The 18,391-nt window shown below is 62.6% G+C and carries 8 protein-coding genes; 5 read left to right on the top strand and 3 right to left on the bottom strand.

Translation table 11 applies throughout. The annotated features are described in order from the left end of the window. Nucleotides 1-637: 637 nt before the first annotated feature. Nucleotides 638-2,155 (bottom strand): hypothetical protein, encoded by a 1,518-nt coding sequence (locus AC5RV3_RS02955; protein ID WP_494120833.1) that lies wholly within the window; start codon nucleotides 2,153-2,155, stop codon nucleotides 638-640. Nucleotides 2,156-3,426: 1,271 nt separating this feature from the next. On the opposite strand from AC5RV3_RS02955, the gene AC5RV3_RS02960 reads away from it, so the two are divergent. From AC5RV3_RS02960 to AC5RV3_RS02975, 4 genes are all read left to right on the top strand, one after another. Then, nucleotides 3,427-4,962, top strand: a complete 1,536-nt coding sequence (locus AC5RV3_RS02960) for an endonuclease/exonuclease/phosphatase family protein (RefSeq protein ID WP_494120834.1) — start codon at nucleotides 3,427-3,429, stop codon at nucleotides 4,960-4,962. Nucleotides 4,963-5,298: 336 nt separating this feature from the next. Continuing rightward, nucleotides 5,299-7,200: a glycosyltransferase gene (locus AC5RV3_RS02965; RefSeq protein ID WP_494120835.1), complete on the top strand. Its 1,902-nt coding sequence runs from the start codon at nucleotides 5,299-5,301 to the stop codon at nucleotides 7,198-7,200. A gap of 335 nt (nucleotides 7,201-7,535) precedes the next feature. Beyond that, nucleotides 7,536-10,322 (top strand): GH25 family lysozyme, encoded by a 2,787-nt coding sequence (locus AC5RV3_RS02970; RefSeq protein WP_494120836.1) that lies wholly within the window; start codon nucleotides 7,536-7,538, stop codon nucleotides 10,320-10,322. A gap of 42 nt (nucleotides 10,323-10,364) precedes the next feature. Further along, on the top strand, nucleotides 10,365-11,570 hold the full coding sequence (locus tag AC5RV3_RS02975) for a CDP-glycerol glycerophosphotransferase family protein (RefSeq protein ID WP_494120837.1): 1,206 nt from the start codon (nucleotides 10,365-10,367) through the stop codon (nucleotides 11,568-11,570). Here AC5RV3_RS02975 and AC5RV3_RS02980 read toward each other — a convergent pair. Further along, on the bottom strand, nucleotides 11,567-15,004 hold the full coding sequence (locus tag AC5RV3_RS02980) for a CDP-glycerol glycerophosphotransferase family protein (RefSeq protein ID WP_494120838.1): 3,438 nt from the start codon (nucleotides 15,002-15,004) through the stop codon (nucleotides 11,567-11,569). The two genes, AC5RV3_RS02975 and AC5RV3_RS02980, sit on opposite strands and share 4 nt — an antisense overlap. Next, the gene (locus tag AC5RV3_RS02985; protein WP_494120839.1) at nucleotides 15,001-16,101 is read right to left on the bottom strand and encodes a stealth family protein; all 1,101 of its coding nucleotides are present in this window, start codon (nucleotides 16,099-16,101) and stop codon (nucleotides 15,001-15,003) included. Before AC5RV3_RS02985 ends, AC5RV3_RS02980 begins: the two co-directional genes overlap by 4 nt. Nucleotides 16,102-16,363: 262 nt before the next feature. Between AC5RV3_RS02985 and AC5RV3_RS02990 the strand changes: the two genes are divergently transcribed. Further along, on the top strand, nucleotides 16,364-18,391 hold the full coding sequence (locus AC5RV3_RS02990) for an acyltransferase family protein (protein WP_494120840.1): 2,028 nt from the start codon (nucleotides 16,364-16,366) through the stop codon (nucleotides 18,389-18,391).

Genomic DNA, 18,391 nt, shown 5'->3' on the forward strand with positions numbered 1-18,391 from the left:
GGCGATGAGTACCTGGTTGCTGACGCGTATCCGGTCTTAAAGCCGGTAACGCGAACCTTAAGGCTGCGGGACTTGTCGGCCTTCGTGAGCCTGTAGGACCGGTTGTCCGCACGCTTGATCGCTTTCCCGGACCTGTACCACTGATACTTGAACTTCACCGCTGGGCTCCAAGTCCCCGGTCGGGCAGTGAGGAGACCCCCAACCTGATTCGTGCCCGTTATTGTCGGCTTGGAGGTTGCCAAGGTTCCCTTGGCGATGGCGTAAGTGCCGTCAGTCGACCGGTCATCCGGCTTGTAGCCGTCTTGGGAACCAAAAACGTACACCTGGAAGGTGCGTCCGGCATCGACAGCCTTGAGTGTGTAGGCATTTCCCGTTACACCCTTAATGATGTCGTCGCCCCGATACCAGCGGTAAGTGAATCGCGTGCCTGGCGTAGATTGGCTACCAATAAATAGTTGCCTGGAGACAGAATAACCTATCAGACTTTCGACAAAATTCGTTTTACGCCACCCCTGACAGCAGGCCCTGCCGCAGACCAGACTAAGTTGGTGTCCGCGGCCGCGATTATCAAAAACGGGAAGACCCGAACAGCGTTACGCCGGCTGGGCCTTCCCGTAGTTTAAGTGGACGGTGACCGCTATCGAACGCGGTAGGCCACCGAGTATCTCGACTGGGGGATGTATCCAGTCTTCGCGCCGGTTACCCGCACCTTGATGCTTCGTGACCGGTCGCTCTTGGTGAGCTTGTAAGTTTTGGCTGTAGCACCCTTTATGGCCTTGCCTGACTTGTACCACTGGTACTTAAAGGCTGTCCCAGAAGTCCAGCTGACCGTTCGGGCGGTGAGGGTGCGCCCTACCTTCTTCGTTCCGACGACCGTGGGGGCCGTCGTCTTCAATGTGCCCTTGGCCGTATTGGCAGTGTTATTGGAATGCCGCCAGCTGTTGTAATAGCCGAGTTTAGATCCGTTTACCCGAACCACGAGGTTATACCCGGCGTCAGCCCCCGTTAGTTTGTACGTCTTGCTGGTCGCGCCCTTGATGAGCCGGTGCCCGCCTACAGGGGTCCCTTTTAGGCGGGACCGGTACCACTGGTATGTCAGCGTTGCACCCGGCGTCCAGCCGTCGGCACGGGCGGTCAGGGTATGGCCCACTCTCACCACGCCGGTGATCTTCGGAATTGGGCTAGCCAGTAGGCCTGGACCGACAAGCTTGGTGGCCTCAGTAGTCACCGTCACCGGGTCATATCCGTCTTGTAGCGCGGTGACTTTCGCAGTCAGCGTATGCTTGAAATCTTTATCGGTCACCCGGTAAGAATTGGCGGTTGCTCCGCTGATCGGCGTTCCTGACCGGTACCACTGAATCGTTCGCTGGCCCCTGGCTAAAGCAATGTTCGGCTCCACTGTTGGAAAAATACGCACTACCTCACCCACTGTCGGTGAGCCATAAATGAACGGGACCGGATCGAACTCCTCTATCGGGACGAAAACGGCCGCGGTCGTTTCACTCGCCCATGCGTATCCTCGCTTCACCGCGGTAACTTTGACCGTGTACAGGCTGCCCCCGAGATTTGGACTTAGAGTGAGGCGTGAACCAGCGTGGCCCATCGGTTTGCTGTCCCGGTACCACTCGTACCTGAATCGCTCGGGGGCGGGGTTCCACTGGCCAGGTGCGGCCGTGAGGGTGAAACCGGCACGCGCTGTGCCGGCGATGCTGGGCGGCAGAGTGTTAGTGAGGGTATCTAGAACCGCCCATTGCAAGCTAATCTGGCCCAGTTGGGCGATTTCACCTGGTTCCACCGGCAGCGGGGCCGCCGAGGATCGGTCCGGTTGGTCCTGATACCACTCGGAGGCGAAAGTTCCCGCCGGCCTAATCTGGCCGTCCACGTCACTGAATCGGATCTTGTAGTCCCACTCGCTGTCCACCGACAGGCTAAAACGGCCATCCGCGCCGGTCCGGGCACTGAAGGCGGGAAGGTGGGCGGGGACTGTGGCCGTTTCCGGTATGAACGCGTCGACAGTAATTCCCTGCACCGCTCTGCCACCGGGGTCCGTGACCGTGCCTTGGATAAGGGCTTCCCTTACAACCGCCTGGGCCGGCGGAGCCCCGGCAAGAAGCACGGAGAAGACCATGACCACGGCAATCAGCAAGCTGAACACGGTCAAAGCTTTAGACGAAGAAGACGCAAAAGACACCAAGGTTCCCCCAACCGGGCAGTAACGAGTGTTAGGACACCCGCCCGCATGTCCCAGATCGCAGTCTACTGCCATCGGCCCCTAATATATGACGCCTAATTAAACGTTTCTTTCACCCACTTACGCACTGTCTCTGATGCTTCCCGACACGCATGGCTTTCAGCGATTGCTCGTCACGAACAGCCTTTCCTCTGTACGAGTGTCGAATAAGCAGGTCGTCCATCTCGCCGTCGTAATGCTGTAGCGTCGACGAGACATTCCTCGTGGAACCGCTACGCGAGAGACCGGAGAATCCTGTTTGATACTGCGTCCCCTTTTCATTTCTCGGGCCTCCCTGTTCGCGTTCGTCTTGTTGTTCCTGGTTGTGGCCTTCTACGAGATGCCGACTGGTTCTGTCTGGTCTGGGTCATCAGAGGGGCACGAGGGCGAATTGGCTTTTGCTATTGCCGTATCGATGCTGATGCTGCTGGCTGGCTGGCGAAACTGGCGGTTGGGCGTTCGGGTATCAGCCTCCGAAGTCACAGTGCTCGGATTCTTTAGGGACAGGGCCGTACCCCGGACTGCTGTTCGGAACATAACCTTGCAGGCCCAGCTCGTGTGGGAAGAGGCGGATGGGCAGTTCCGTGTCACGCCTATCACTGCGTTCTCGGATTTGGGAGGACGGCTTGCGGGTTTTGTCGTCCGCCACAACCAGCGAAGCCTGCGGCAGCTGCGGCGGGAGATCCTAACCAACGCCTAGCGGCCAGGCATGACAACTGGGCAGCCGGAGTGCCCCATCACTTCGTTCGCGGCGATTGCGGTGCGCCGCGATAAGTGCCACTATGGCCGGGCACGAGCAGGCTGCCTTGAAGAAAATCCTTCAACGGTGGCAGGACGGGGATGTCCGGTACAGCTGGCGCGCCCAGATATGGTCGAACTCCCAGCGCTGTTCCCAATTCAGGTCAAGGGCAGCTCTTTGTCTTGGGGGGCCTCCATGACAGGGAACGTAGCCCGTGAGGATGACAATGACCAGTCCCTCTAAGCGCCGGCGAGGGGCCGATGCCTGCCGGCCTTTTCCGGGACACCTTTAACCAGCTATTGGTAGGTGATAGCGGCCGGCCTGCCGCGCCGGATTAGGACGGTAAGATGAATGGTTTCGCAATTCCGGAGATGTAGCTCATACTTTTGTGCGGGGAAGGCTTCGGGGTTTCGACGCGTGTCTCCTGTAAGAGACCGTTCACTCGCCCAGGAGCGTCATGAAGACCACTCCCCTGCGCCGCACCGCGGCCGCACTGCTCGCCGCGTCCCTGCTCGGCGGCTTCGTCCCCGGCACCGCGATGGCGGCACCAGCCAGCGTAGAGATCCAGATGGCGGCCAGCCTGGACAGACCGGAACTGGTCTCCGCCGGCCACACCGGCTTCACCCTGGACTGGGATCCCGTGACCGGAGCCAACCGCTACGAGGTCCGCTACTCCACGCGCTCCGACATGGCCGGCGCCCCGGTCATCGAAAAGGTCAACAGCCGCTACCTGGGCGACCTGGATGACGCCACGACCTACTACATCCAGTACCGGGTGCTGTACCGGGAACCGGGCAGCGATCACGGAGAGTACGTCCGCTCGGCCTGGTCGCAGACGCTGAAGGCGACCACCCACGCCAATCACCCCGGCGCGTTCACCACCCTGAAGACTGCCGGCGGCACCGACAGCATCACCGTCTTCTGGAACCGGACCGCGAACACCACCCACTACACAGTAAAGATCGCGGACAACATGGCCATGACTCTGCGGCCGCGCACTTTCTCCAATGTCACGGGCACCAGCCTGAAGATCACCAGGCTCACCCACGGCTCCCGGTCCTCGATGCCCAGCTTCATCCGCGTCTACGCCCACAACAAGACCTACAAGACCCGCACTTCCGCCCGGGTCACCGCCTACCCTGCGGCGCCACCCGTGTCCGGCGCCGAGCCACTGACCGTGGCCAGCCAGAACCTGCTCTGCGCCAGTTGCAAAGTCACCGGCGCCCCGCACTGGAACACCCGCAAGATGACTCACCTGCGGACCATCAAGGCGAAAAACCCGGACGTGCTCCTGCTCCAAGAGGCCCTAAACGTCAATATCCCGGGCACCGCGAACACGAAAGCCATGACCGACTTCCAGCCCCGGCTGAAGTCGCTCGGCTACGCCCTCGACCGCGCCCCGGAAAAGGCCGGCACCAAGCAGTACGTGAACCGCATCGCGTACAAGACGTCCAAGTACACGCTGCTCAAGCGCGGCACCTTCGCCCTGCCCGTCGCCAGGGGCGAAGACCCGCGCGGCGCGGCCTGGGTGCTGCTGAAGTCGAAGAAGACCGGCAAGCAGTTCTACGCGGTGTCCTTCCACGTCTCCCCCAAGCTGCCGCTGCGCGGCACAGTGTCGAAGACCTCCACCATGGAGACCGTCAACCGGAAGATGAACGCGATCAACACCCGCAGGCTCCCGGTCGTCGCCGGCGGCGACATGAACAGCAGCTTTTATCAGCTGCCCTCGAACGCGCCGCACGAGGCCTTCATCAGGGGCGGCTGGACTGACAGCGCCTCCTCGGCCAGGAAGACCGATTTCCTCTACCCCACAACCAACGGCTACAAGAAGCAGCAGAACTCCACCTTCGGGCGGATCGACTACGTGTTCACGAAGAACATTGCCGGCACCGTCTCCTACGAGAACGTGCTCGACATCGACGCCGCCGGCCGGCTGCGCTCCACCCCGGGCTCGGACCACAACATGGTCGTCGCCACGATGAAGCTGAAGTAGGAGGTCGGGTTCCCCGAAACGCCCATGCCGGCTCCCACGCGGGCGGGCGCTAAACAGAACGGGTGCGCAGGTACTTGGCGATCGCGGTATATGAGACGGTCATGCCGCGTTCTTCTGCTTCCAACGCAATGCGGCGGGAGGACCAGCTTTCGGTACGTGAGCGTCCAGGGCCTTACACCCGCAAGCTAGCGGCATATGGGCTATGTTGAGAAACGACCAAAACTAGCAGCCCCTGATCGTTTGGTCGCAGGTTCGATTCCTGTCCGGGGCGCAAACATGTCGGCTCAGCCCTCCTAGGCGGGCCGCTTGATAACGATTGAGGACAACAGTACAGCGATGCAGACACCTGAGCCGATGCCGACCGCGCACTTCCCGGTCAACACGCTGGCGCTGAAGCGCGGGGGTCTGGTCAAGGCCGTGCGGTCCCGCGCCAGCGCCTTGGCAGAGCAGGGCAGTTTCGCCGATGTTTGGATTGAGGTCCTCGCGTTCCAGCCTCGGCTGGAAGCCGACGTAGCCGAGTTGAAGGCGGACGGCCACCTGCACCCCGACGTCAAGGTCCGCAGCGTGCTGGCTTCGTTGGACCCAAGCCCGGAGGCCGAGACCCGGCCCAGCGTCCAGCCGCCGAGCGAGGCCGACTTCGTCCGGTTCCCGGTGGGAACTTCCGGTCTGGCCTTCGCCTACTTCCGCAACGGAGTCCAGGAGCACTACGTCCGGTTCCACGCCAGTGGAATCCCGGCGGCCATCGAGGACCTCGGCCCAGACCGGCTGCGCACCCGCCGCTGGGAATTGGACGAGCACGGCCGCGTGGCAAGAATCCTGGACTACCAGCCGGGCTCCGCCACCCCGGCCGCCCAGCGCTACATCGGCCGCGACGGCCAGTGCTTCCTCACCATCCTGCAAAACCCCGGCGAGAAGCAGTGGCGCAAGGGATACCTCTTCGGCCCCGAGCCACAGACCTTCGCGTCGATGGGCCAGCTGTACAGGTTCGCCTTCGAACGCCTGCTCGCCGGCGAGCAGGCACCGGTTATCACCTCGGAATTCCGGGAAAACCTGCCCAACCTGCCGGCCGAAAACCTCGACGACGTCGTTCATTCGCTGCGTCACCCCAATCTGGGAAAGGTTGCCGCGGTCCACAGCAACCACCTGGAGCACCCCTACACCTTGGGTTCCGGTGTCAGCCCGAGCTGGCGCCGGCTCCTGGGGACCCTTGGCGGATGGGACTCGGTGGCTCTCCTGACCGAAGCCCAGCGGGAAGACATCCGCTCCGAGTTCGGCCACGGCGATCAATTGGCTGTGATCCCCCAGGTGGCGCCACCGGCAAGGGAAGAAGAGAAAGCGGTCGACGCCGACCGGATCGTGCTGGTGGCCCGTACCCACCCGAAGAAGCGCGTGGACGAAGCCATGCGCGTCTTTGCCAAAATTCTCGCTTCCCGTCCCAGCGCCCGCCTGGAGGTGTTCGGCTTCGGCTACCGCGACGACGAGGAGACCCGGGTCCAATCGCTCATCGACGAGCTGGGCATCCGCGCGCACGTCCGTTTCATGCCGTTCGCCGACAACCCGGATGACATCTACGCCGGGGCATGCCTCACGCTCCTGACTTCGCAGTCGGAGGGATTCCCGCTGATCCTGCTGGAGAGCATGTCCTACGGCGTCCCCGTAGCGGCCTACGATGCCAACTACGGCCCCCGGGACGTCATCATCGACGGAGAAAACGGACGTTTGGTCCCCTTCGGTGACAGCGGACTGCTAGCCGACCGGATCCTCGCCCTCATGGAGGACGAGGAGCTTCGCCGGAAGATGGGGGAAAACGCCATCCGGACGCTGGACCGGTTCAACGCCGACACCTTTGTGGAGTCATGGCGGCAGGTTCTGTCGGGGCCTCCGCGCGCCGTCCGCGTCACCGGGAAGACACTGGAACGCCTGTTCGAGCGTGCGTGGTGGGAAGGTGAGGTCCTCCGCCTTGCTTCCCGGCCGGGGATAGCGGAGGCGGCGGAAGTCTTCGTCCGCCGCAGGCGGGACAAGGCGACGACAGCCGCCCACCTTCAAGAAGGAACCTGGCAGCTTCATGTGCCGGAGTCTGCACGGGGCGACATCTTTGACTTCCACGCCCGCCTGGTTGGGAACGACCAAGAACTGCGGCTCGCCTTCAGCACCCTGGAGGTGGAGGCCGGGCCGTTGTACCGGCTCTACGCCACGAAGCATGGTTCGCTCTCGATGAAGCGCGAGCCCCAAGACTGACCCGCCGCCCGCCGCCAAGTTCATGCGCACCGGCTCCCGCCCGCCTGGCGGGCCGTTTGGGAGGCAGCAGCGCGGATTAACAGCCGGCTAACAGTTGTCGACTTCCGTGGAAACGCCCCCTCTGGCTCAGTGTTTCCGCCCGCGCGGCTGATAACGTTTAACCCACCTTGAGCCGACGCTTCGCCATTGCCAACCGGAGGCTGCGGCTCTCTTGACCCGGCCCGTTCGTGCCCTATTGTCCGGAGCAATCTATGCCCAGCTTCCGCAGCCCCGCAGCCTCTCCCAGACGAAACCAGCGAGCCACTGCTCGTCTAGCCAGCGCAACCGCCGTCGTGATGGCGGTCGGCCTGCTGATGGCCCCCGGTGCAACCGCACAGGACCTGCATCAGCCAGCACCGGACTCGCAGCCTGCGTCGACCCCCGACGGTGCCCTGCTGCAGGCACCCGCGGCCACCGGTCTGGGAACGGCACAACCTTCGCCCTCCGATATGGCGTCCGGCGACTCGTCCGGCAATGAACCTCAGATCGACGACGAAACCGGAGTTACGCCGGGCCTCGAACGACCGGGGGATGGCACACAACCTTCCTCCCCGGCCGCTGCCACGGAAGAACCGACGGCCCAGCCCTCCCCTGAAGCCGGCGACCCGACCCCGACAGCAGAAGAATCGGATTCCGTCGAGGTGCCCGTCGAGGAGCTCAGCCAGGAGCAACTCCTTAAGCTCCTGAAGACCCTGCAGGGCGAACACGGCGCCGACATGGGCCAAGGTCTCCAGCAGCGCCGAGAACGTGAGCGGGAACTGGAACAGCCGGAAGTGCTGGCGGAACTCGACGCCCAACTGGAAGTCCTCGACATCGAACGCACCAGTGTTGTGGCACCCGCGGCGCTCCCCTCGTTCAGCCGCACCAAGTGGAAGCCCAGCGGGGTCCAGGGCATGGACGTCAGCAGCCACCAGCCCAACGTCAACTGGGCAACCGAGTGGAACTACGGGGCCCGGTTTGCCTATGTAAAGTCCACCGAGGCCCTGTCGTACAAGAACCCGTTGTTCCCCTCGCAGTACGCCGGTTCCTATAACGTCGGCATGATCCGCGGCGCCTATCACTTCGCCATCCCCAACGTCTCGTCGGGCAAGGCGCAGGCGGACTACATGGTGAACAACGGCGGCGGCTGGTCTGCCGATGGAAAGACCCTGCCGCCCCTGCTGGACATCGAATACAACCCCTATCCGGAACTGGGCAACACCTGCTACAGCATGTCCCCCTCGGCCATGGTCAACTGGATCAAGGACTTCTCGAACACCATTAAGGCCCGCACCGGCCGCCTCCCGGCCATTTACACCACCGCGGACTGGTGGAACACCTGCACCGGCAACAGCACCGCCTTCAAGAATCACCCGCTGCACGTCGCGCACTACACCACCGGCACCCCCTGGCTGCCGGCCGGCTGGAATTCGTACGACATCTGGCAGTACAGTTCCACGGGCCCCTACTCGGGTGACTCGAATGTGTGGCGGGGTTCCTACACCGACTTGCAGAACTTCGCCTACAACCGGACCGTCACGTGGGATCGAGCCCAGCGCTACGCCGCCCCGGGCGACTTGAATCGGGACGGCAACGGCGACCTGCTGTCCCGCCGGACGGACGGCTCGCTTTGGTTCTACCCCGGCAACGGCGCCGGCGGCTACAAGACGCCGTTTCGGATAGGCGGAGGTTGGCAGATCTACAACCTGCTGATCGGCACCGGAGACTATAACAGCGACGGGCTCGGCGACCTGTTGGCGCGGCAGACCGACGGCTCGCTCTGGCTGTACAAGGGCAAGGGCAACGGGACCTTCCAGCAGCGCGTGCGCATCGGCAGCAGCGGCTGGAACGGGTTCACCCACATCATCGGCCCCGGCGACCTCAATCGCGACGGCACCAACGACCTCCTCGCCCGACGGTCCGACGGCACGGTTTGGCTGTACGCGGCTCCCGGCGACGGCAAACCCGGCACCCGCAGCCAGATCGGCAGCGGCTGGGGCAGCTACAACAAGGTTGTAGCGACGCGGGACTTCAACGGCGACCGGCACATGGACGTCGTGGCGTCCAAGGATGACGGCACCCTGTGGCTGCATACGGGAACCGGAAGGACCGGCACCAGCACGTTCGCCGCCGCCCGCAAAATTGGTTGGGGCTGGGGGTCCTTCGCGGACATCCTCGGAGTATGGGACAACGATCGGGACAAGAAAAACGATCTCCTCACGATCAGCCCCGATGGTTCGCTGGGCTTCTACAAGGGCACCCAGATGGTCGATTCCGAGGGTTACAACGCCAGGACGCTGGTCAGCAGCACGTGGAAACAGTTCGACACCGTGGCCACTCCGGGTGACTTCACCGGCGACGGCCGAAGCGACCTGATCGGCCGCAAGCCGGACGGCACCCTCTGGCTGATGCGCGGAACCGGCAAGGGAACCTTCGGCACACCCGAGCGGATCGGGCACGGCTGGCACATCTACAGTTCCATCGTCGGGATCGGAGACTACAACGAGGACGGCAAGAACGACCTCGTGGCCCGTCAGACCAACGGAACCCTCTGGTTCTATGCCGGCACCGGCACGGTCAGCAGTTCCAGCGAAGGCTATAAGCGCCGGGTGAAGATCGGCACCGGCGGGTGGAACCAGTTCGCGACGCTGGTGGGCACGGGCGACGTCAACCGTGACGGCAAGAACGACCTGCTCGGCGTCGGCGCCGACGGAACCGCCTGGCTTTACGCCGGCCCGGGCAACGGCCAGCATGGCTCGCGCACACGTATCGACACGGGCTGGCATTACTCGCAGATAGTCGGCGTCGGCGACTATGACCGCAACGGCACCGTCGACCTGGTGGCCAGCAAGTCCGACGGCACTCTCTGGCTGCGGCAGGGACGCACCGCCAAGACTGCTTCAGGAGCGTGGTTCAACGCCGAGCGGCAGATCGGCAGCGGCGGATGGCAACAGTACAAGCAGATCCTCGGACCCGGTGACACGACCTCGGACAACAAGGTGGACCTGCTGGCCACAACCGGTGCCGGCGCCATGTGGCTCTACCGGGGGAACGCGATGACCAACGACGGCTATGCCAAACGGCGCAACGTGGGGAAGCTCTAAGCTGTTCAGGTAGGTCCACCCCTCCGACGTCAGGATTCACTGTTGCCCATCGCGTCCCGCCTTCAGCCTCTCGCCGCCCGGATCCTCACCGAGGCCAACAGCGTGCTGACGGAACGCCGCGTGCGAACCCGGCTGGCCGACGCCAACAGGGACGCCGGCAACCGGTTCGACTGCGTCCTGTACTTCGCTGACGGCCCGGACAGTGCCTACCAGGTAAGGCAGTGGCTCGCTCCCATGGCGAAGCTGGCGGAGCGCCACCGGGTAGCGGTTCTGGTCCACCGGCCGGCCACGGCCGCGGAACTGCTTCCTGATTCCCCGCTGCCGGTGTTCCTTACCAAGGGCATCGCGGAGGTGGAAACATTCATCCAACGCGCCAGCGTCCGGATGGTGTTCTACGTCAATAACAACCGGGACAACTTCACGGTCCTCCGCCTGCCGGCTCAGGTGCATGTGCATCTGAGCCATGGAGAGAGCGACAAGGTGTCCATGGTCTCCAACCAGCTGAAGGCCTACGACTTCGCCTTCATCGCGGGCCCTGCCTCCCGGGAACGCATTCTGGCCGCCCTGCAGCGGTTTGATGAGTCGCATTTGGTGGAGATTGGACGGCCGCAACTGGACTTCGCCGCTTCTGCCCCGCAAACCAAGAACGACGGCGGACGTCTCACCGTCCTGTACGCCCCCACCTGGGAAGGGGACCGCCCAGCCATGGCGTACGGCTCGCTGGCCAGCCATGGACGGGAGATTGTCGGCTCCCTCCTGGCTGATGCCCGCTACCGATTGGTCTTCCGGCCGCATCCGCGGACCGGCAGCAGGCTCGCCGCCCACGGTGCAGCTCTGCACGAGATTGAAAAGATGATCGTCTCGGCGGAAAAGGCGGAGCCAGCCGGCCACCGGGTGGACACGGCTGCCGACTTCTCAGCCGCCATGGCGGAAGCGGACCTGTGCATCTGCGATATCTCTGCCATGGCCTTGGATTGGCTTCCCACCCGGAAGCCCCTGCTCATGACGAAGCCTTCGGAGCCTGGGGCCCACATCGATGCACAGGGCGTGGCCGCCAAAACCAGGCTCATTGACAAGTCCGAGGCAGCACGGACGCCGGAGCTGCTGGCCGAGGCTGCAGCAACCGGAATCGGCCCCGACCAGCTGCAGCTGATCGCCCGCCATTTCGGCGATACTTCGCCGGGCGCGAGCACCGCGCGGTTCGTCAACGCAGCGGAGAAGATCCTCTCGGAACAGCCGGCACCCTAAGACAGCAAGCGGTCCACCACTCGCCCGGCCGCATTTCCGTCGTCGCGCGGCGCATACTTGGCCACAAACTTCTTCAGTTGAAGCGCGCGCGCCGGGTCGCTCGAACGGCTCTCGCCAATAGCGTCGAACAGTTCGTCTTCAGTTTGTGTCACAGGCCCGGGCAGTTCCGTGCTGTAGTCCAGGTAGAACCCGCGCAGGGTGTCGCGGTAGTTCTCCAGGTCGTAGGCATAGAAGATGATGGGCCGCTGCAGGATGGCGTAGTCGAAGAAGACCGACGAATAATCGGTGATCAGCACGTCGCTGGCCAGGTAGAGTTCTTGGATTTCAGGGAACTTGGAGACGTCGTAGACGCAATCGCCCGCTTCTTCCGGAATCTTCACGGCGTCGCTGACCAGCACATGCATGCGCAGCAGCAGCACGGTGTCGTCGCCGAAGCGGGCTTTGAAGGCTTCCACGTCAAACGGCAGATCGAAACGGAACCGTCCCGTGCCGGTCGACTGGTCGTCCCGGAAGGTCGGAGCGTAAAGGACCACACGCTTGCCCTCAGGGATGCCCAGTTTCCGCCGAACGGCAGCGGAGCGCTGCTCGGCGTCCGGTCGCACAAGGATGTCGTTGCGGGGGTACCCCAGCTCCACAACCTCGCCGGTGTAGCGGAAGGCACTCCTGAAGGCTTCCGTAGCATAGGGGCTAGGTGAAAGCAGAGTGGTCCATTGCTTCACGGCCTCGTCCACGCGGGAAATGTAGCCCGGGTCCCGGCCGTGGACGGTGTCCAGGTCATGGACCATCCTCTTGAGCGGTGTGCCGTGCCAGGTCTGGATGAAGACCCCGTCCTTCCGGCGTCGGAAGTAATGCGGGAAATTCTGATTGTTGATCCAGTACTTGGCTTTGGCCAGATACCAGTAGTAGCTCGGCGAGAGCCGCTTCACAACCTTGGTGTAGGGGTCGGGCGCCGGGAGCTTGCCTTGATAGACCCATACCTTGCGGCGCGTGTCCCCGCGCCGCACCAGTTCTTCGTAGATATAGCGCGGACTGTCGGCGTACTGTTTCCCAAGCCCGGACTCGAACACCATCAGGTCCGTTTCCATGGGCGTCTTCGAGACCAAGGCGAACATCCGTTGCATGGCCGGGAAGTAGAAGCGGCTGCGTCGGAACCTCCCAAACAGCCGTTCGAACAACTCCGGGTCCAAGGTTTTTTTCCACCGGGGTTCGGCGGGGCGGGCTTCCGCTACGGCCTCGAAGATCCGCTGGCAGTTATTGGCGTCCCGGAAGGTCAGGAAGCGGCGGGATCGGGCGACATTCTCTGGCCTAGGGGTGCAGCCGCGCTCCAGCGTGGACTCCAACTGGTCCAGCACGGCGGACCGGGCAAAAGCGATGTCGCCGGGCAATTCCTCATCCAAGTCCAAGTGGGATCCTTGCGGTCCCAGGAAGCGCTCCCGGTCGAACTGGAAGTAGTGCACCGGTTTTTCAAGAAAACTGAAGTCGAAGCCCACGCTCGAGTAGTCGGTCAGTAGGACAGCGCTTTCCTTGAGCAGGAACTGCACGTCCACCTCGCCTTGCGAGATAACACGCGCTGGTGCCCCGGAGAAGTGGTGCCGGAACTGCTGCATGTTCGGATGCAGGCAGAAGATTACCTCGGCCGCGTGCTTTCCAACCAGAGCGCGCAGTCGTTCATCGTGAAGCAGCGCGTTCCACTCCTGGAAGTACTCGGACTCTTCGAACTCGTCCGGATTCTGGAGCCAGTCCCGCCACGTGGGAATGATCAGGATCTGGTTCGGCCGCACCGACACATCGCCGGCGAAGAGCGCGTCAAACCGGGACAAGCCGGTAACCAGCACGTCCTTTGGCGGATAGCCGAAGTCGCTGACAATGTATTCTTTTTCCCGCTCGGAGCTGACCATGAACAGGTCGGTGTCGAATCCGGGTGCTTTTTTGCCGTAGTTCGGGACCATCCACTTGGTGCCCATCACCCCGTGCTGCAGGAACACCTTGACGCCGCCCACTGCCTTGCGGAACTGCGGAAGCCAAGTCGGATACAGAAAGTCGGGATGGTGCGAGCCAATAAACCGTTCGGCCCGCAACGCCAGCTCGAAATGTTCCTTGGAACGGTAATTCACCACATGGTCCAGCCCGTCCAGATTGCGGAGGTCCGGCGACGCAGGGTCGATCACGTAGTAGGCGTCGATTTCAGGGTGCTCCCTCCGCATGTAGCGGAAGAAATGCAGTCCGGTGTCTTGGGCCTTGTAAGGCCGCTCCCCCACAAGCCAGACTGGCTTGCGCCCTGACTGAGCCTCCCGCATCCGCCCCTTCCGGGTCTGCTCCCGCAAGAATTCGAAAGCATCGGTATCCAGGAGTTCAACGTGGAAAGACGTGTTTTTGGCTTTGAAGGTGTAGTAGGGCGTGATGGCCAGCGTTTTGTTTCCCCGCTTTTGCCACCCGGGACGGGTCAGTTTACGGGTAACGTATCGGGTACGTCCCACGCGCGTACGCTGCGGATCGGCTGCACCTACCGCACGGATTTGGAGCCAGGCATCCAAAATTTCGTCGCGCGCCAAGTCTTCGCTCGGGATAGCTCCCAGGTTTAAGCTGACATGAACCTTGTACCGGCGGAGCCCGAATTTGCGGCGGGTCGCCTCGGTATCCAACGCGAATACGGCGGTTGAAGTGTAGCGTGCTCCGCTCTCACGCCCAAGCAGCACCAACTCCACTGCTTCAGCCTCACCGTGGCGGGTGACCAGCGTTGCCCGCAGGTCCACCATTCCCCTGTTCACGGTCAACCGGTGGACGTAGACAGCGTTATAGGGCTTGAGCTGACGGTTTACTGCCAGCGACAACAGTCCGCGCCTGTTGATGTACGGCTCAAATGCGGTTTCTTGAACAGAAACCCGCCGGAGGGAACCCACTTCCGTGTCGGCAAAGCGCCCGAACGACGCCCACGCCGTCAGGGTCTTGTCTCCTGCCAATGTTCCGTCAGCCAATTCAGCCTGAACGTCAGCGAATCTTCTCCCGTCTGCACCGGTCTGCCCAGTGGAGGCTGGTTCGTCGAGGTGGATGTTGGCGCTGAACTTCGGCAGATCTCTGGCGGCAGCCCGGAATTGGACGAACAGTCCCAAAGTTTCGCCGTCTTCGAGGTGTGCGGTTGTCGCTGGCAGCGCATTCGCCAAGTCAACCTGCGCACTGTAGCTTCGGGTATCGCTTCCCGATGTGTCGGGCGTGTGCGTCAAGTCAGCAAGTTTCGTCCAGATGCCTTCGGCGTTCTTGCTCCACAGGGAGAGAAGCTGAAGCCGGGCGGAGACGCTCAACCGTGCATGCAAGACGCTGCCCCGCTGCTGAATGTGCAGGGAGCGGAAGTCCTTTCTCGCCGGTCCGCCGCCTCTGCCGGTGACCCGGCGTGCGCCGGAAAGCGCGCCACGGAGAGCGCCGGTTCGTGATGTCATGACTGTTCCCTTTCAAAGGTGCTGGCGACAGGGAAGTAGGCGTCTAAAAAGCCATGAATCAGCGAGTCCACCCTTCCAGTATCCAATCCGGTGCTGTCTACCTCGTTGAGGCAGAAAATGTCCGCATCTCTACGCCGCAGCAACCGCAATAGCTTGGCCTGAGCTGCCGAGTCATTGATGTCAACGTAGCGGTAAGACAGTTCCCCGGGCACTGCGGCCCCGACGGCGAACCCATAGTAGTGGGCCAGGGAGGACGCCACGGAAAGATCCGCCGGATCCCTGAACCTGCTCCGCTGAGTCCGCAACAGCTCCTGCGGATGTTCCTGCTCCAATCTGGACAAGGTGCTGACCCTCTCGGGGTGGGCTGCGTGCTGGAACTTGCGGTCCACGGTCCGGCCAAAGGCGGCCTCCAACAGAGCACGGTTATTCTTCGCCGCGCTGTCCACGGGCAAATCATTCACAGAGCGTGGCGTGTGACCGACTTTCTGTTCCGACAGGAAGAACCTGGCCAACCCGTTGCCGTGGAAGAACAGTTCCGGATCCACGGGCCGCCCGAAGAACACGTCGTCGTTCATATACAGGAAATGTTCGCTCAGCCCGTCGATGTGGTGAAGCTGGGACTCTATGGCATGGGAGTTGAAAGTTGGAAGCGCGGTGGCGTCGGAAAAGATGTCCCGGTGGTCCACCACGGTGATCCGGCCGTTGGAGGCATTCAGCCAATGCGGCGTCTGTCCCGCCGTTACGAGATACACGTGATGGACCCATGGAGCAAAATAATCCAGCGAACGCAGCGAATAAAGAAGTTCATCGCGCGAAGAGTAACGGGCTTCGTTGGCGGCTGTGGGGTTCCTGTGTACAGGATCGCTGCCGGCCATCGCCTGCGCCTTGCTGCGCTGCCACTGAGGATCGTTGCCGTCAACCCAGGTGTAGACCACATCTATCGGGAAGTTAACGGTCGTCAGAAGCGGAAGGTCCGAGCCTCGCGTGCTTCTGGGAACCGACTGCGGCTGCCTGACTCGGGCGATGACATCGAACACCGCCGGCATCACGTTAGACGGGATGGCCGCTGCCAGGCGGCCCTTGAGTCCGAAGCGCATGGGCTCCTTTCCTGCAACGCTTACGCTGCTACTCCACTGCCACTGGCGCCAGCAACCTTCAGCGCCCGAGACTGCAATAGCTTAGCAACGCTCCCTGTGCTTGGCCCGACGAACCTGCGGCCTGGCATCTCTCCAACGCTACGGGACGGTTCGATAGACTATCCGCTGTCATTCCAAAGCGACCGCCAGGAGCAAGACCATCGCTGTAGCTGCACTGCCTAAGACCACCGTCTCTTTGCCGAAAGCCGGCAGCGGGCTTCGGTTGGACATCCAGGGCCTCCGCGCCATAGCCGTGGCCCTGGTGGTTGCCTACCACTTGTGGCCTGAACGGCTAACGGGCGGATTCATCGGAGTGGACGTCTTCTTCGTCATTTCCGGCTTCCTGATTACCTCGCACTTGGTCAAGCGACCGCCAATGGACTGGCACGGCTTAACCGCGTTTTGGGGGCGCAGGATTCGTCGTCTCCTACCGGCAGCGTTCGTCGTCCTGGCGGCCACCGCCGTTGCGTCGAGGCTGGTGGCCCCGCCCACGCAATGGGGCGCCATCGCCAAGGAGATCATCTCGTCGGCACTCTACGTGCAGAACTGGGTGCTGGCCGGAAGTTCGGTCGATTATCTGGCCGCCGAGAACGCACCTACCCCCACCCAGCATTTCTGGTCCTTATCGGTAGAGGAGCAGTTTTACCTCCTGTGGCCGGTCCTCGTGTTCGTCGTGTTCTGGTTCGCGGGTAAGCGGTCGTTGAACGCGCGGCGCCTGCTTCTGGCGGCGGTTGCCGCCGTCGTGGTCCTCTCCCTTGCCTTTTCCGTTACCGCCACCGCTGCTGAACCCGGCAGCGCTTACTTCATCACGCCCACCCGGATGTGGGAACTGGGTATGGGCGGACTGGTGGCACTGGTGGCGCCGACCGTGGCACATTACCTGCCTGGTGCCGCGCGTGCAGCGCTCGCGTGGGCCGGCATTGCTGCAATCGTCTGGGCAGGCGTGTTCTATACCGGAGCCACGCCGTTCCCCGGCTATACCGCTTTACTGCCGGTTCTGGGCACCGCCTTGGTGATCTTCGCCGCTGCTGAGGGAAGGCTCTCCCCCACCCGGTTTCTGCGGAACCGTCCCGTCCAATGGCTGGGTGAGGTTTCCTACTCCGTGTACCTGTGGCACTGGCCCCTGATCGTTCTTCTGCCGTACGTCAGCGGCGGTGAACTGGGCTGGCTCGACAAGTCGCTGATTCTGGCTGCGACGCTGGTGCTGGCTGGACTCAGCAAGACGTTCGTTGAGGACCGATTCCGGTTTCCCTCCGGCAAGAATGGTCTGGTGCCCACGTACCGATTCGCGGCAGTGGGCATGGTGCTCCTCACAGCAGTGGGCGGCGCGCAATTGGTAGAAGTCAACCACCGCACCTCACAGGCTGAACAACAGCTCACTGCCATGGTGAACAATGGTGATCCCTGTTTTGGTGCCGCTGCCATCGCCAAGGGGTTTGACGAATGCGAACCGGACCCCCAGGCGCCGGTAGTACCCGAGCCATCGCTGGCCAAAGACGACAAATCCGACGCCTACGCCGACGGTTGCTGGTCGAACCAGCCGTTTACCGACCGCCCTGTGTGCACGTACGGGGATGGGCCCACCAAAGTCGCGCTAGTAGGAAACTCGCACGCCGGTCAATGGCTTCCCGCGCTGCAGGTGCTGGCTGAACAGAATGACTGGACGATCTCCACTTACTTGGTTTCCAGGTGCAACCCGACATCGGTGCCACTGCAGTTCGATACCGAGGAAAAGACAGCGAACTGCGCCGCCTACGGCGACTGGGTGCTGGACGAAACCGCCGGCAATGCGTTCGATCTGGTCGTTACTTCCGAACGTCAGTCTGTCCCGGTGCAAGGCGAATCGTGGGAGAGCACCGAAAAACCCGCCGTCAATGGATACCTTGACTACCTGTCCCGCTGGGCGGACAGCGGCGCCAACGTCGTCGTGATCAAGGACCCGCCCTTCCCTGGAAATACCATCCCTTCGATACCGGACTGCCTCGCCGAGAACCCTGGCAACCCTCAACAATGCTCGGGCACGCCTGACGAATGGTATTGGATGGACCCGGTCACCACAGCCGCGATAGAGCTGGACCATCCAAAAATCCGGACGGTGAACATGGACGGCTATTTCTGTGCGGATGGCACCTGCCCGGCTGTCATAGGATCAGTCGTCACCTACTTCGACGCGTCGCACATCACAAGCACATACGCTGAAACGCTCGCACCGTACCTGGAAGGCGCACTCCTGGCGGCGCTGAAAGGCTGA

The sequence above is a fragment of the Arthrobacter sp. Y3221114 genome (assembly GCF_059092625.1).